Origin of the sequence: Pseudorhodobacter sp. E13, assembly GCF_003991405.1 — a bacterium.
GTDB lineage: Bacteria > Pseudomonadota > Alphaproteobacteria > Rhodobacterales > Rhodobacteraceae > Pseudorhodobacter.
The window spans coordinates 33,545-47,927 of record NZ_RPEN01000141.1 but is presented as its reverse complement, the minus strand read 5'-3'; the positions used below and the strand labels follow the sequence as shown (position 1 = coordinate 47,927).

The 14,383-nt window shown below is 56.6% G+C and carries 15 protein-coding genes; 9 read left to right on the top strand and 6 right to left on the bottom strand.

Annotated elements, in window-relative coordinates:
- Nucleotides 1–104: 104 nt before the first annotated feature.
- Nucleotides 105–524 carry a type I restriction-modification system subunit M N-terminal domain-containing protein gene (locus EGN72_RS03215; RefSeq protein WP_127045212.1) on the bottom strand — a complete coding sequence of 140 codons (420 nt, stop codon included), beginning with the start codon at nucleotides 522–524 and terminating at the stop codon, nucleotides 105–107.
- Between the two features lie 175 nt (nucleotides 525–699).
- Here EGN72_RS03215 and mobC point away from each other — a divergent pair, with 175 nt between their 5' ends.
- The 3 genes from mobC to EGN72_RS03200 all read left to right on the top strand — a co-directional run bounded on the left by mobC (nucleotide 700) and on the right by EGN72_RS03200 (nucleotide 3,873).
- A complete protein-coding gene (gene mobC, locus EGN72_RS03210; RefSeq protein ID WP_127045211.1) occupies nucleotides 700–1,221 on the top strand; it encodes a plasmid mobilization relaxosome protein MobC in 522 nt (173 codons plus the stop codon).
- Nucleotides 1,211–2,119, top strand: a complete 909-nt coding sequence (locus EGN72_RS03205; protein ID WP_158623131.1) for a relaxase/mobilization nuclease domain-containing protein — start codon at nucleotides 1,211–1,213, stop codon at nucleotides 2,117–2,119. The genes mobC and EGN72_RS03205 overlap by 11 nt, the downstream gene beginning before the upstream one ends.
- 107 nt (nucleotides 2,120–2,226) lie before the next feature.
- Nucleotides 2,227–3,873 carry a type IV secretory system conjugative DNA transfer family protein gene (locus EGN72_RS03200; protein ID WP_158623130.1) on the top strand — a complete coding sequence of 549 codons (1,647 nt, stop codon included), beginning with the start codon at nucleotides 2,227–2,229 and terminating at the stop codon, nucleotides 3,871–3,873.
- Here EGN72_RS03200 and EGN72_RS19440 read toward each other — a convergent pair.
- Nucleotides 3,864–4,103 carry a hypothetical protein gene (locus EGN72_RS19440; RefSeq protein ID WP_233587009.1) on the bottom strand — a complete coding sequence of 80 codons (240 nt, stop codon included), beginning with the start codon at nucleotides 4,101–4,103 and terminating at the stop codon, nucleotides 3,864–3,866. The two genes, EGN72_RS03200 and EGN72_RS19440, sit on opposite strands and share 10 nt — an antisense overlap.
- A gap of 50 nt (nucleotides 4,104–4,153) precedes the next feature.
- Between EGN72_RS19440 and EGN72_RS03195 the strand changes: the two genes are divergently transcribed.
- The 3 genes from EGN72_RS03195 (at nucleotide 4,154) to EGN72_RS03185 (ending at nucleotide 6,884) form a co-directional block, all read left to right on the top strand.
- Nucleotides 4,154–4,408, top strand: coding sequence for a hypothetical protein (locus EGN72_RS03195; protein ID WP_127045208.1), 255 nt, complete (start codon nucleotides 4,154–4,156; stop codon nucleotides 4,406–4,408).
- A 477-nt stretch (nucleotides 4,409–4,885) separates the two neighbouring features.
- Nucleotides 4,886–5,146, top strand: coding sequence for a hypothetical protein (locus EGN72_RS03190; protein ID WP_127045207.1), 261 nt, complete (start codon nucleotides 4,886–4,888; stop codon nucleotides 5,144–5,146).
- A gap of 10 nt (nucleotides 5,147–5,156) precedes the next feature.
- Nucleotides 5,157–6,884 (top strand): recombinase family protein, encoded by a 1,728-nt coding sequence (locus tag EGN72_RS03185; protein ID WP_127045206.1) that lies wholly within the window; start codon nucleotides 5,157–5,159, stop codon nucleotides 6,882–6,884.
- On the opposite strand, the gene EGN72_RS03180 is transcribed toward EGN72_RS03185, so the two are convergent.
- Nucleotides 6,873–7,112, bottom strand: a complete 240-nt coding sequence (locus tag EGN72_RS03180; RefSeq protein ID WP_158623128.1) for a hypothetical protein — start codon at nucleotides 7,110–7,112, stop codon at nucleotides 6,873–6,875. The genes EGN72_RS03185 and EGN72_RS03180 overlap by 12 nt on opposite strands.
- A 236-nt stretch (nucleotides 7,113–7,348) precedes the next feature.
- Between EGN72_RS03180 and EGN72_RS03175 the strand changes: the two genes are divergently transcribed.
- Nucleotides 7,349–7,762 (top strand): hypothetical protein, encoded by a 414-nt coding sequence (locus EGN72_RS03175; protein WP_158623127.1) that lies wholly within the window; start codon nucleotides 7,349–7,351, stop codon nucleotides 7,760–7,762.
- A gap of 33 nt (nucleotides 7,763–7,795) precedes the next feature.
- Here EGN72_RS03175 and EGN72_RS03170 read toward each other — a convergent pair whose 3' ends face one another.
- From EGN72_RS03170 to EGN72_RS03160, 3 genes are all read right to left on the bottom strand, one after another.
- A complete protein-coding gene (locus tag EGN72_RS03170; RefSeq protein WP_127045203.1) occupies nucleotides 7,796–9,571 on the bottom strand; it encodes a hypothetical protein in 1,776 nt (591 codons plus the stop codon).
- 1 nt (nucleotide 9,572) lies between these two features.
- The gene (locus EGN72_RS03165) at nucleotides 9,573–10,550 is read right to left on the bottom strand and encodes a hypothetical protein (protein WP_127045202.1); all 978 of its coding nucleotides are present in this window, start codon (nucleotides 10,548–10,550) and stop codon (nucleotides 9,573–9,575) included.
- 210 nt (nucleotides 10,551–10,760) lie between these two features.
- A complete protein-coding gene (locus tag EGN72_RS03160) occupies nucleotides 10,761–11,441 on the bottom strand; it encodes a vWA domain-containing protein (protein WP_158623125.1) in 681 nt (226 codons plus the stop codon).
- A 239-nt stretch (nucleotides 11,442–11,680) separates the two neighbouring features.
- Between EGN72_RS03160 and EGN72_RS03155 the strand changes: the two genes are divergently transcribed.
- A complete protein-coding gene (locus EGN72_RS03155) occupies nucleotides 11,681–13,090 on the top strand; it encodes a PP2C family serine/threonine-protein phosphatase (protein ID WP_127045200.1) in 1,410 nt (469 codons plus the stop codon).
- Nucleotides 13,087–14,367, top strand: a complete 1,281-nt coding sequence (locus tag EGN72_RS03150) for a hypothetical protein (protein ID WP_127045199.1) — start codon at nucleotides 13,087–13,089, stop codon at nucleotides 14,365–14,367. Before EGN72_RS03155 ends, EGN72_RS03150 begins: the two co-directional genes overlap by 4 nt.
- Nucleotides 14,368–14,383: the final 16 nt, after the last annotated feature.

Here is a 14,383-nt window from a genome sequence, read left to right as displayed (position 1 = left end):
GAAACGGAAGGAAACACCAGCATTGACGCCATCATGACACGCAGAACATAACCACTGGGTGGGTCAGTTCTCGGTGACAATGCCGGGTCAATTCTCAGTGGCAATCAACAGTCGTCTTCACTCTCACTTCCCATCGTGCTCTGCTCGATGGCATTCAGGATGCTTTGGAGATCCTCGAGTATGAAGTTGCCAGCAGTCTCTTCGTCATCCTCATCGACCTTGACGTTCCCACGCGCTGCGATGGCCGAAAAAAGCTCTTGTGGCTTCAGGAAGTACCCAAGCTTCTCGAGGCTTTCCTCTCGGATGGCTTCAAGGTCATCCGCGTCGGTGACGAGGCGGTAGTCCTTCACCTCCTCGGTTTCGAGGAGCTTGTTGGCGAAGATGTACTGCTTCTCGGACAGGTACTTGTAGAAAATGAAGCCGAGAATGTAGTCGCGGAACTGGTCAGCGTCCATCTTGCCGCGAAGTTCGTTCGCGATCTTCCAAAGCTGGCTTTCAAGTCGTTGTTTCTGCGCTTCGGTCATGAGGTTCCAACTAAATTTGCTCGCGTTTATGCTACCTTATCCACGACTAGCGTCTAGAGAAAGCTCCGAATTTCCTTGGTGTCCAGCAGTCGACGGAACCCCGTCCCTACCATGACCGCGAAGTCTGCACAAAGTTTGCTGCCAATGTCATGCGGCGGTAGACTTCGGATATTCCATGAGAAACAAACCCATCGGGATCGGTCGGGCTCTGAGCCAAGGCTTGCGTTTATCCTCGGATGCGACCCACGCGCGGGAGAAGTCTGAGGAAGCAGAACGCGCCTCCTACCGCCGCCAGTATTGGCAGAGCTATTCGAAGAAGGTGAAACGGATCTTTGGTACGGTCTCACCAGATGAATACGAAGCGGCCCAGTTGCGCGCAGACGACGCTGGGCGGTCTGTATGGGGCCAAGTTTGGGCAGAGTCGCAGGCTTATTGCAGCGATCGCGCGATTGCGACCGGCGAGATCGCCGATCTGCAACGGGAACTGGTCGCTGAACTTCGGCGCATCGGCAACAACTTAAATCAACTTGCGCGCCTCGGTTACATTCAGAACCGCAAGCAAGGTGCCTTGAAGCAATCGGATGACACACTGACGGTCAAAACCATGCAGCAACTTTCGATGCTTGAAGCCGCGGTCACCAAGTTCGACGATGGCACGACGATCAAGGTGCTCTCTGGCATCGAGAATGATCATTAAATCCATGTCGCGGAAGACACCGACCTTCGCGCAACTTGCGTCCTACATAGGGCGCGAACCAGGTCCGGCTTCCGGCACCTCCTTCGTGCGAAATCTCTACGCCGACGGCCGCGACACTGCGCCAATTGTCGCGCAGTTTTTGGACAACTACCGCTACTTGCCCGAGCGCAAGGGCGGCAACGCCCTGTATCACGAGGTGATCGTGCTGGAGCCGCAGCCGCACTTGGCAGCTGATACCGTCGAGACTGCCTTACACGCGCTTGCCGAGAAATATTGCCAGCAACGCGCTCCGCATCAACTGGCATGGGGGCGGGTTCATCATGACACGGAGTTCCCTCATATTCATCTGATGATCTCCGCCAATTCCGTCCGCTCAGACCGACGCGTGCGGATGGAGCGGTCCATCTTTGCACACGTTCAGCGGGATCTGGAACGCTGGCGAGCGGAAAACCTCCCTCAGCTGAAAGCGCGGGTGATCTACGGGCACGAGCATGAAAAACAGTCCCCGAGGCAACCATGCCGAGAAGGAGAGATGGTACGACGGACCAAGAAACCGTCGAGAAAGCAGCAGGTCTATCAGCAGGTCCAGGAGGCGATTGGCTTGGCTTCCGATCGTTCTGATCTGATCAAGCTATTGAACCAGAATGATTTTGAGCTGTATGAGCGCGGGAAGACTATCGGCGTTATCGACCGGGGAACCGGGAAACGCTATCGTTTGCAAACATTGGGTCTTTCCGACGCGTTATTGGCGATCGACTTGGTACGCGGCGGTCGGACCGTGCCCAATGAAAATCCGCCCCTCGACGCCCGCGCCCAGCAAATTCTTCGACGGCGGATGGGTGTAGCCGCGCGCGAGCAACTGGTCGATCCTGAACGCGATCTGCCAGAGCGCTTCTAGGGGTTAGCGGAACCCCGTCTCCTTACACCATTCACCGAACGCGGTAGCCGGGAATGGCCATGCACAAAGACCGTGCAGGGCTGGACGAATTCCAAGGAGACGCGAGCATGAAAGCATTCAACCAAGGTTTTCTAAAAGTCATTCTGATCGTGTCGATCCTTCCGCTGGTTCCAGTGTTCCTGTTGTCGCTCACTCCGGCAGGGTTACTGCTGGTCGCAGTGGTCGCCTACTTTGCATGGCCTGCCTTCCAGCGGGGCGTCAATCAACTGTTTCGGGGAATCTGGGAATTCGTAACCTCGATCTTCGTCGGATTCTTCAAACTGATCGGCTTGTTGTTGATCGGCCTTCTCAAGGGCCTAGGCCTACTGCTGAAAGCCTTTGGCCTATCGTTTGGCTGGCTGGCCGGACTGAACCTGCCATCAACCCGCTTCATGGGCTGGTTCGAGCGTTGGCGCTTGCTAAATGCGTCCAATCAAGGGCCTCTGGTTGACGGCCGGTCGGCGCGCCTGACCGAGACGGCAGGCTACGAGAGCTTGTTGGTTCAGGGCGGTATGGGACGCGGCAAAAGCTCGACCTTCGTGCTGCCCAACTTGTTGTCCCCTCCGAACAAGCAGCCAAGTTTCGTGATCTCTGATACCTCGGGCGAGCTCTATCAGGCCAGCTCGGGATACTTGGCCAGCCGCGGTTACCTGATCCGCGTTCTAAACCTGATGGATCCGGCCCATTCCGAAACCTACAACCCACTTGCCAACGCTACCGCCCCTCAACATCTGGCAGATTTGGCCAAGACTCTTGTCCGCTCAGCAAGCGGTCGCACCATGGGGCAAGCCGCTCACGATCCTTTCTGGGATCAATCAGCTGAAAAACTGATCCGTATTCTAGCGCAGTGCCTGTTGAATCAGCCCGATCCAGCCTTTCGGAACCTAGCAAATCTCCGCCGCCTGGTCCTGGGTTTTGATGCCCATGTCGCACCGCAAGGGCAACTCGGCCAGATCGATCGCTTCGTTTTGGCCGCCACGCAAAATGACCAGAGCACGTTCGCCGCGTATCGGGCTTTCGTGCAGGGAAACCTGAAGACCATTCAGTCTGTCCTTATGACAGCCGATGTTGCACTTGATGCTATCGCGACGCCGGAAATGGCCGCGTTGACTGCCACCAATACCCTCAAATTTAGCGAGCTACGCCAGCAACCGATCGCGCTCTATGTGATGGTCAACCAGACACAGATGGAGCTCTACGCCTTTCTGCTCAACCTGTTCTATGCCGACCTATTCAAGTCGCTTTTGAAGGATCCAGCCAATCCCGGTCGCCCGGTCTGGCTGTTCCTTGACGAATTTGGGCACCTGCAGATCCCTGGCTTTGAGGTATTTGCCACCACTGCCCGCAAATACAAGGTCAGCTATTCCCTCTTTCTACAATCACTGGCCCAGCTGGAGGGGCGCTACGGCCCGCACAACGCCCGCACCATCATCGAGGGGCTAGGCAGCGAAATCTATTTGCCCGGCACGTCCCTCGACACCGCCAGAAATCTGGAAGCACGGCTCGGTCGAACCGACAAGGCTCCCCTGATGGCGGCCAGCGACATCATCCGTATGGATGAAAATCAAGCACTGCTTTTGTACTCGAACCGTTTGCCCATCCTGTTGAAAACCAAACGGTACTACCAGCGCGCCGATCTACGCCATCGCGCAAAGAAATCGCCCGCACCGTTGCCTCAAACGGGCGGACGCACACCTCGTCTCATTCAACTGTAGCTATGAACCCCATGGAATCCCGAGAGAAAAGCGCCCGTGATGAAGGCTATTCTGACGGCTGGTTTGATGCCCTCGAAGGCCGGACACAGCAAAGAACCCAAGAAGACGAAATATTCGGGTCGGGTCGCGATCTGCACGCTTATCGAGCTGGCTATGAACTCGGTTTCATGACCGGCAGGCACCACCGTCGAACTCTGCCGCTCACGGTCAGCGGAAGCGTTCGGCTTCATCGCATGCAAAATGACGACCAGGACTTTGAACGCGACTAGGAAATATCGGCATGAACAAAAACGAAATTCGCGATGCAGGATTCACCGAGGGTTACGCCCGAGGAATCGACGGGAAACCGCGCGCCATGCGCACACCGATGGAGCTGATCCTGCTAGCCCCAAAGTTGGTTCCCACCTTCTACGATGCCTATGAGCAAGGGTACGCCAAAGGAAAAGACGATTTTCGGACGCTCATGGAATGGCGCGCCAATGCTGAAACGATGCAAGCGGCTAGAGAGGAACAGGAGAAAAGCCATGAGCGCTAGTTGGGATGGACACCACGACGCCCGCAATGATGCTGAGTTCGACGTAGCCTTTGATCTCCCACGGCAGCCGCGACCACGTTTCTTGAAGTCTCTGATGTCCACTCAGTATCGGGTGGCCTACATGGCTGCGTATCGGCAAACCTACAATCACGCCCTGCGAAGGCACGAAGACGGGATCGCCTATGAGTTGTCCTGTCGATCTAAATTAATCCCTGGCGAACAAGTGCCACGTGGCCGGGTCTTTGAGCGAGGCTGGCGAGACGGCTTTGATGGCAAAGATTCCATTCCCGATGGATATTCACACACAGAAGTCGAAACCTATGAACGCGGCCACAGCGTTGGCAAACAGTACCGCGAGTTGGAGTTGACCCAGCAATCGCGGCAAAGGAGTCGACACTTGCTTTCGCCATGACGTGCAAGGCAGTTTGTCACGGATTGGCTTGCTGAACCGTTGCTCTAAAAATAAAATTACCAAACATGAGGAACCGATCTGCCCGGCTGACGGAAATCACTCCCGAGGAAATGGCGCTCTTGCAGGCCAAGGCCGACGAAATGGCCGAGCTGCAGGCATTGTTGAACAAACTGCCAATGGGTTTGCAGATCGAAACCCTGACCGAAACGGAACTCGAACGGCTGCGCCTGATCGCACGGTCACCGGCTACGATGTTATGCGGTGATAGCTTGCTGCTCTGGAATAATCTTTGCCGCCAGCACACCAGCCTCAAACCTCGTACTTGAACCTTTCCAGATGTCCATTCCCCCAACGACTTCGGCACAACGGTTCGGGGTGGCGTTGTTGCGGGTGTCTACGGACAAGCAGTTCCAAGAAGGCGAGAGCATCGAAACACAGCGCCGCAAGGTAGAATTCGTGGCGCGACGAGAACGGATCGATATCGTCCGATATTTCATCGAGCACTACTCCGGTCGCAAGTCAGATCGCCGTATCCTCGACGAACTCTTCGAATTTTTGTCGGAAAACCGCGACATAGACGCGGTGATTGTGGGCGATATCGACCGCTTCACTAGGGGTGGTACTGAAATTTATCTTGCCCTGAAACGTCAGTTGAGGGAACTAAACGTGCGGCTGGTCGACACAACCGGCATCATCCAGCCGGAACGAAACCGATTGGAGCATCTCGGCGTTGAGTATCAGTGGTCTATCGAATCTCCGAGCCATTACGCTGAAATCTTCATGGCAGAGAAGGCCCGCGCCGAAGCATCCGATATTCTGACACGCACAATCGGACAGCAGATTCAATTGACGCGTGACGGGTATCAATGTCGCGCCGCAAATTTCGGATATCGCAATCGGAAGATCACCACCGAAGACGGCAAGAAGAAGACCATCCTGGTGCCCCACGAGTTGGAAGGGCCTTGGATTGTCCGAATGTTCGAGCTGAAAGCTGAAGGTGGCTGGCGCGACGATGCGATCTGCGAAGCAATCAACGCGATGGGCTATCAATCCCGCCCAACGAATATCTATGACAAGGATACAAGGCGCGTACTAGGGCAGACCCGGCAGAAGCAGCTTTGTCCTAAGCAGCTAAACCGCTACATTTCTCGACTGATCTACTGCGGTGTCCGCTGCGAGCGCTGGAATCAGGACAAGCCAGTACTAGCTCCAATTGAGCCGTTGATTTCAATTGACCTGTTCAACCGAGCCAACCGTGGCAAGGTACGCATCAAACAACACAAGGACGGTTCTCTTGAAATTTCGGAAGACCGTGAGACCTACGTCAGCCGTCGCCACAATCCCGAATTCCTGCTCCGCCACGTCGTCACCTGTCCGGAATGTGCCCGTCCCTTGGTGGCATCGCGCTCGAAAGGAAAGTCAGGGAATTACTTCGGATACTATCATTGCAGCCGTGGTCACAGATACTTTGGCGTTAACAAGAACGAGTTCGAGAAGACTGTTGCCAATTATTTGGACCGACTACAGGCCAAGCCCGGTTTTCTGCCGCTGTTCCGGGAAGTTGTGAGAGACGTTTGGATCCAGAAAAACCGCGCCCGAAAGAGCGAAAGCGATCAAATCACTCAGCATATTGCTGCCCTTGAGGGCCGACAGGAATCTTTGCTGGACCGCATCGCGACCAGTAACTCCCGCTTGGTTCAGCAGAAGCTTGAGGCCCAAGTTGAGGAATTGGAGGCGACGATCAAGGCAACCCGAAAGAAGCTGACGTCAACGACCATCCGAGAGGACGAAATCGACGCTTACTTCGACGTCGCAAAAAAGCTGATGGAACACCCCACGGAGCATGCGATGAACGCGCCCACCAAGGAGAAGATCGAGAATCTGTGGGGGTTTATCTTCAAAAAGCATCCAACCTACCGTGATCTGGTCGATGGAACACCCGAATTGACGCTCCTGTACCGGCTTAACCGGGATGTCGGAGTCGATAGAGAACAGTTGGCTGGGGAACTGGTTTCTGAATGGAACACCTTTGAGGCCGAAGTCCTGGCGTTCCTACTCATCTGAATCATCAATTCTCGGACCATTCCACTTACCATCAGTGTCGATGTCGCGGTAGATCTCAAATCCTTCTTCAGCAATGCCGTAGAGCACGTTGATGATTTCGACCATGTCGTCGTCAGAGTAGTTGCGGCCCAGCATTCCGAGCATCCGGCGCGCGGCGGAAATGGTGATGCGGTGCTCGTTGTTTTGGCCGTTATCCGGACCTTGGTTGTGTCGGTAATTATCTGTCATGGTTTTGAAATTATGTTGACCAAAGCCTATCGACCGCGCGGCGTCACGCGTCTCGAGCACGCCGAAAAACTTAATGAAGTCTTAATGAAGTCGAGCGGGCAGCATCTGCAGATTTGTGCCGCTGGGTTGCGGGCGAGGCTTTCCCGCCCGTGCCGGGCTGCCCCACCCACCCGTTGGCGCACGCGCAAGAGCTGTGCAGATATTGGCTTTCTGCCGTTGCCGCGTAGCCTTGTGGCATGGAGAAAAGTTCGGATCGGGCCCGTGAAACTACACAAAACTCCGTCGAAGACAAAACACGTGTGGTCACTGAGGAGGTGGGCAATGCAGTGGATACTGTCACCGAAGACCCCGGTTATTTCGAATTCACCTCTGAATGGCAGGGCATCGGTCTGCACATCCGCTACAATGCCTGCTGGCTTGGTCGTTGCGCCGGCTTGCGCACCCATCATGTTGAGCTGCGCTCGGAAGGAAAGGTGAAGCTGCCGGTCACGGCAACCGGTTATCGCTCGCTGTTTTTGCACGGCGAAGACCCCTTCGCCGATTGGGGTGGCGATGTCGTGGCGTTCGTGTCGGACTGGCTGGATGATGCGTCCAGGAGCGCCGACTGGCAGCGCTATGTCGAGGAGTCGCGGCAATTGTCGCTGTTTTGATAGGGTTGGTTTCGACAGCATGGTTTTGCCCGTCTATTCGGTCGTCAGAAAGCGCCCGTCTTCGAATCCCAGTGCGCCGAATTCTGACTGCAGCGCTTTGAAGTCAAACCGCGTCTCATGCAGGAACAGCGCGCTCAGGAGCAGTGGCATTGCATCGCTTAGCTGGTCGAACACCGGGCCGTCTGGACTCCAACTGGTGCTGTCAGACTTGTTCAGACGGTCATCCGTCTCAACGTGCCGGATGATGCCATTCGCAACGGCGTCGCTACAGGGGGCAACGAATATCGAGGTCAAGTTTGGTGCGCTTGCAGCAAAAACCAGACAGGCCAGCTCGATCTCGCCCTGCTCAATGCGGTATTTCTTGTAGGAGATGTCTGCGAACAATGTGGCCAGTGACCGTTCCAGGTGATCAAGCGGCGACAGGTCAAACAGGATGATCTGAGTGGCGGCATTGGCGATGGGGTCGTGCCACTGCTCCTGCCAGTGCTTGTCTGACAAGAGCAGCATTGAGGTTGAGGCCAGGATGCCTTTTTTGAGGATCCGGTCGATGATCAGAAGTTGCCCGGGTTTGCTGAAGAGACAGATATCCATGACATGCTGGCCGTTGCGTTTGACCGCTTTCACCATATAGACCAGATAGTCCTGCCGGATTTGCTCCAGCGCCTGCATTGCGGATGCGTCCAGATCATATTGTTGTTTGAGGCGATCTTTGGTCCGCGAGGCCACAAAAATGACCTCTCGATCCTCATGGCGCGAAATGAAGCGATCCCAGTCAGTTCGAGGCAAATCGTCGAACAGGCAAACCCGGGCCGGTATCGGCGGGCCAGTGACCAGGGTTTCTGACAATTGCGCCTCCAGCGCGTCCGTATCGCTGCCCTTATCTGAGGATGGCAGACGCAATGTGGATGTGGCGGTTTTGAAGGGTGCCAGCGCGTCGCATTGATCCAGGAGCGGTTGGCAATAGGAGACGTAATCAGTGGAATGCAGGCTGGCTTGACCGGCGCGTTCGACCAGCTGTGCGATGCGGGTTTCCAGAAATGCGCTTAGTTCAACTGAGAACGGTTCGAACTCAATCCCGAGCAAGGTTTGGTCAGCTTCCCTGCTGGACGTCTCCGCTGTCTCGGCGCTGGTCAGCAGGGCCTTGGCCGTGTCATCTTCGGTTTGCGTGAGGAAATCGTTCACGGCGGTTTGCCAGAAATCTTCGGTCAGCATTGGGGTCAGTATTGCCAGTCTCTGATCAGGAAAGTCGTCCTGCGGCAAGTCATCGACCACGTAGTCTTCCAGGCCGATTTGTGTAGCGTAAACGAGGACAGGTGTCTGAAAACACCCCTTGATCACGGCGGCCAGTGCGGCCATGCGCGCAAAACGGCTATGAAGCCCTGCAATCAATGCCTCGCCCTGTTCCAGCCAGTCGCGATAATCGAGATAGGCCTCTACGAACGCATCCCGCATCACCCCCGCATCTTGGGCGATCATCAGCGATTGCAGCGTGGCATAGATCTCATGGCAATTCCGGCATCGGTCCCTCAGCCCCTCCAGCCGGATCAATTGTTTTGCGCCGCCCAATTCCCGCATCAGATAGGCCTGTGCCATCAGTAACGCGCCGTAGGCCGTCGATTGGTTGAGCTCAAAATGGCAGGTCTCATGCAAGGATGCGATCAAGGACGTCCAGTTCGTTTCCCCGCCACCTGCGTGCATGTCCCAGCCCAGGTGATCGAAGCGGCCAGTGGCGGTTTTGGCGTCGCCATCAAGCAAGAGCTCCAGATTGCCTTGGAGCTCGTGCCTGTCGGATTGGGGCGTTTTTGCCATCTCAGCCTTTCACATAGTCCAGAATGCCGAGGGACAGCCGTGGTTGGTCTTGCACCAATTCCCAACGCAGAACCTGGATGACCGCGTTCAGCTCTTCACGCCGCCATTCCTGTGCAGTGGCCGCTTCGCCCAGCAACGAGGTCAGAGGGGGCGCATCTTTGTCTTTGCCGGGTCGGAAGGTGATCGCAGCAAACCCGAAGGTGCCGGGTGCGGAGCGGGCCCGGATCGGCTTTTTCTCGCAATTCAGCACGTAGACGCCTGTTGCGCTTGGCTCCAGATAGGGCATCGGCAAAGCCAGAACTTCATCGCCATTCTCAGTGTCTTCCAGCGCCGTCGTGCTGAACTCAAACACATAGATCTGCGTTTCCTTCGGCGCATCAAAGCGGATATCCAGCATAAATTCCTGGCCCGGCGTGATGCGTAGCAGATCGTCTTTCACGCGCAGATTGTCACCGCGCCCATCGCCTTGGTTCGACAAACGCAAAGACGTGTTCGCCAGTTTGATTTCCGGCGCGCCGTCCCCCTGCAGCTCGGCCAGAAGTTTCAGCAGCAGCACCGGGTTTCTGGGCGGCGCAATCATTCCGGGTGAGGCTTCCAGAATCCGGTCGATGATCTGGCTCGGTGTGAGGCGTACCATATCCTCGGGCGAGAACAGTGACGCAGCCTCTTTGCCGGCGCCCACGCTCAGATGATAGAGCATGTGCTCTGCTTCTAGGATCGACACGCTGATCTGGCCACAGCGGATTTTCTGGCCGCGATCCTCGCGCCAGCTTCTGGGCGGGCGTTTGTCATCGTCCTCGACCAGAACCCGTTTCTTACTGATATCTTCGAGTTCTTTTGCATCGGGTTCATAGATTTGCTCGAAGAACGGAGCCGGTTCCTGACGCCCCAGGGTCTCCATCAGACCACCAAAGGCGTGGATCATCTTGAACGTATCACCCACATGTTTGCGCTTCCCGAATTTCTGTTTGTTGCCCAACTTGTCGATATCCTCTTTCCGAATGCGGGGCGGTTTCGGAAAATCGCGAACTGGCGGGTTGTTATGCCCAAGGCCTGCAATTGGGTTTTGATCATCGCGCATGGTCTTTCCTTTCACTGCTGATCTTCAACGAAAAACGCGCCCCTGACTACCGGCAAAGCTCAGAGCCAAGGGCGTGTCGTGGTCATTTCAATATCGGGACATAGCCGATCAGATCCGGGCAGATTGGAACGTATCGCTCAGCGTCTGGCCAACCTTGGCGAGGAATTTTTGGAGATCCCCGCCATTGGTCGAAACCCGGTGCGCTTTCCCGTCTGAGGCGATCTTTTCCAGCATGGCGGTGTTGGCATCCATCCCAAAGGCGATGCAGATGATATCCGCCTCTTCCTTGGCCTGTCGGATGATCGCGTCACTGGCATGACTGTGCCCGTCCGACATCAGGATCATGACCGGGCGGTAGAACTTGTAGCCATCGGAATTGGGACGTTTGTCCAGCTCCTGCACCGATTGCAGGCCCAGCTGAAGCGCTGCCTCGAAATTGGTGCCGCCGCTGGCATGGCCCGGTTTCAGGGTGAGGCCGACCGCTGATTGCGCGAAAACCGTCCGTTTGGCGCGATCGTTGAACGGAATTTCAGTGATTAAAAAGCCATCTTTGTTTGCCGGGACAGCCGTTTCTTTCACCAACCCGTTCTTGGCCAGATTGCATTCATCAATTTTGCCGCTGCTGCTCATTGAGCCCGAATTGTCGAGCATGATCACAACGTGCTGCCGCCCGTATTTGATGTTCATGTCCTTGAAGGCTTCTTCAGGCGGTTCCAAGTCGGCAAATACATTGTCGGATGGTGTGGGGTTTTCCGGTTGCTGACCGGCCATTGCCGCGTCGAAATCCATTGTGTTTCCCATGGGTGTTTTCCTTTCTCTCACTGCGACATTGCAGCGAGGCCAGAGGATCAGAGCGCCCCGAGTCGCAAAACGCGTGGGATCCCACGCGTTGACGCTGCGCGCGGAAATGAACGGCGATTCCATCGGGCCTCAAAACACTGGGGTGTGGGGAACCACGCCTGCCCGCAACTCCCGCCCCCTCTCAAAGCTGGGTCATCCGAAACCCGTTTTGAGAAAGGAAATCTCACATGTCTTCCGACATTCGCCGCTGGCCCATCAGCGATGCCTGCCAGGTACAATCGGCACGCCTGGGGTTTGATCCTGACACGCCCGAACAAATGATCGCCACCCGCAATGCGCAAGCCGAACAACTGCTAGCACTCATTCATGGTGGCCAACCGCAGCAGAAAACAGGCCGCTCGCACCTCATGATTGGCGTCGCGCTGGCCGCATTGATGTTCGTTCTGCCCGACACCGTGAACGCCGATGTCTACGCGATCCCCGAAAAACTGAACCCACCTGCGACGCTGCAGTTTCCACCCGATCCACCTGTTTGGCAGCCGTTGGACTTGCCCGAGACCAGCAATGAAGAGAAGGAAAGCGCGGAGGATGGTGCGCCTCGCGATGCGATTGCCCTGCCGCGTGTCGATCCGCATCCACCGCTGACCATTCGCACCAATCCATCCGCTGAAACGGCCCAACCCAGCTGGCGGCCAGAAGTCCTGATCAGTTTTCCATCTCTCAACGAGTTTTTCGCCGCGCTGCCGCAATTGCTCCTGGCCGGGGTTGCCTGGCTCATCTGGCGCGAGCTGCGCGCGATACGGCGCGAGAAACACGCCGAGACCACGGAACAGGAGATGCAGGAAAGCAAGGACGGAGACATGGACGACAACATCAGCGGTGAAGAACAGGAAGACGTGCGGAGTCCCTGGCGGGTGACGGTTGGCGGGGCGTCCCATTGCGGGCAAGTCCGCAAAGAAAACCAGGATGCCTATGCCGTACGAGACGTTGCCGACGGCATCGCCTTCGCAGCTACCTGCGACGGCGTGGGCGGGCGGCCCGGCGGTCGTACCGCCGCGCGCTATTGTTCCCGCAAGCTGAAATCCCGCGTCACCATGGGGCTCACCGTTGGACTATCCGCCGAACAGGCTTTGCTAGATGCCCTCGCTAGCTGCCCAAATCAAATGGAAGAAGACGGCATCGAGGGGCTGACTACAGCGTTGCTGGCATTGGTCGATGGCGACCGTCTGACATGGACCAGCCTTGGAGATGGTCGCATTTGCATCATTCACCCCGATGGCGTGGCACAGGACCTGATGGCCCCGCATCACGCGCCAAACATGCCGTCAAATGTCATCACCGCCCATCTTGAAGCTGGGCGAACATTCACCCCCCGATTGGGCTCCATGCGTGTAGAACCCGGCAGCCTGATCTTCACCATGTCCGATGGGGCGGGCGATTTGTTCAACCTCCATGGCCTCGCGGCACGCCACAAACAAATCGTCGAGCAAATCCACAAGGCCGGGCCTGAGATCTTCTGCGACAATCTGCTGAGCCACCTCGAAAGCCTCAAAGACAAGGAAACTGGCCAGCCGCTCCATTCCGACAACCTGACCCTCACCGTCATGTTGGTTGAGAACGAGGAGGCCCAGGCATGAGCAAGCACGTCTTGAGTTTTGGAGGCCGAAAATTCCGCGTCGTCAAAGACAGCTTTGATGGCGGCGGACAAGGCAAAGTGTATCATGCAGAGGATGAGATCACGGGATTGCCTGCGATCTACAAAGTTCTGGATCGTCCCGATGACAAAAATGCCAATGGAAAAGCCCGGCTGCGCTACATGGTCGACAATCAGATCGGTGCAAGTCTGCCGCAGGTCTGCCCGCCACTGGTTCCGCGTGAAAAACGCGGCGAGCTGGGCTATCTCACCTTGCGTGCCCCGGGCGTGGCGCTTGACCAGGACCGGCCGCGCCGGTTTCCCGAACGGTTGGAAACCGCCTGGATATTGGCCTGCCACTGGTCGCGTCTTGAAGCCCAAGGGTTGGCCCATGGCGATGTTGCGCCTTCAAATTTTACCATCACACCCGAGGGCGACGTCTGGGTGATCGACACTGATGGGTTTGCCGCGCAAGACCCTTTCGTGCCCCAGCCCACCATGGTCGGCCAGCACCCCTTTCTCGCCCCGGAAATCCGCACGGCCCGAAACCAGAAGAAGCCGATTGCGGCAACCATAAACAGCGACCGCTTTGCCTGGACGGTGCTTTTGAGCTGTGTGCTGCTCAACCGCCATCCGACCGATGGGCTCAAGGTTGCGACTCCCGCGAAATTCGACAAGGTGATGATGAGCGGCAAGTGGCCGGAGCGCCGCCGCAGACCCAAGAAAGGTGAAACGCCGATCACCGCCTTAGGAAATGATCTGCCGCTCCTGTTCGACAAAGCCTTTAACGCAACTCCAGCAGGCCGACCTTCGGCAAATGACTGGCGCCTCGCCCTGGGACGCGCTTTACAGAATATGGTGCAACACAAATGTGGCCATGTGTTTGTCGCTGGCAAGCGCAATACCTGCCCCTGGTGTGGCCAAAGCTACCAGCCTCTGCTTTCAGCAAAGGCACAGGACCAACTCACTATTCGGCTGCGGGCATTGTCGAAGCCTGAAGCCACGGAATTCACTTTCAAACGCGGCGAGCGGCTGATCCTTGGGCGCAGCAACATCCCTGGTGCCAGTGCCTTCGTGTCGTCCGAACATCTGGCACTCGCCATCATCGGCAACGATCTCCACCTCGAAAACCTGGGCCGTAACGGCACGTTGATCGCAGTGAAAGGAAGGGGAGAGCAGCTTCTTTCGCGGCTTGTGACGGCACTGCCGGGCAAAGCCCTTGACGGCGCCGTCCTGACCCTGGCGGATACGAAAGTAGCGCTTGGAATTTCCGCGCGATAGGCTCGGCGTATGAAAG

Coding starts and splice junctions, on each gene's coding strand:
- EGN72_RS03205 (WP_158623131.1), top strand. CDS start 1,211: ATGATCATTAAATCCATGTCGCGGAAGACACCGACCTTCGCGCAACTT.
- EGN72_RS03185 (WP_127045206.1), top strand. CDS start 5,157: ATGTCCATTCCCCCAACGACTTCGGCACAACGGTTCGGGGTGGCGTTG.
- EGN72_RS03180 (WP_158623128.1), bottom strand. CDS start 7,112: ATGACAGATAATTACCGACACAACCAAGGTCCGGATAACGGCCAAAAC.
- EGN72_RS03160 (WP_158623125.1), bottom strand. CDS start 11,441: ATGGATTTCGACGCGGCAATGGCCGGTCAGCAACCGGAAAACCCCACA.
- EGN72_RS03200 (WP_158623130.1), top strand. CDS start 2,227: ATGAAAGCATTCAACCAAGGTTTTCTAAAAGTCATTCTGATCGTGTCG.
- EGN72_RS03215 (WP_127045212.1), bottom strand. CDS start 524: ATGACCGAAGCGCAGAAACAACGACTTGAAAGCCAGCTTTGGAAGATC.
- EGN72_RS03195 (WP_127045208.1), top strand. CDS start 4,154: ATGAACAAAAACGAAATTCGCGATGCAGGATTCACCGAGGGTTACGCC.
- EGN72_RS19440 (WP_233587009.1), bottom strand. CDS start 4,103: ATGAAGCCGAACGCTTCCGCTGACCGTGAGCGGCAGAGTTCGACGGTG.
- EGN72_RS03170 (WP_127045203.1), bottom strand. CDS start 9,571: ATGGCAAAAACGCCCCAATCCGACAGGCACGAGCTCCAAGGCAATCTG.
- mobC (WP_127045211.1), top strand. CDS start 700: ATGAGAAACAAACCCATCGGGATCGGTCGGGCTCTGAGCCAAGGCTTG.
- EGN72_RS03175 (WP_158623127.1), top strand. CDS start 7,349: ATGGAGAAAAGTTCGGATCGGGCCCGTGAAACTACACAAAACTCCGTC.
- EGN72_RS03155 (WP_127045200.1), top strand. CDS start 11,681: ATGTCTTCCGACATTCGCCGCTGGCCCATCAGCGATGCCTGCCAGGTA.
- EGN72_RS03190 (WP_127045207.1), top strand. CDS start 4,886: ATGAGGAACCGATCTGCCCGGCTGACGGAAATCACTCCCGAGGAAATG.
- EGN72_RS03150 (WP_127045199.1), top strand. CDS start 13,087: ATGAGCAAGCACGTCTTGAGTTTTGGAGGCCGAAAATTCCGCGTCGTC.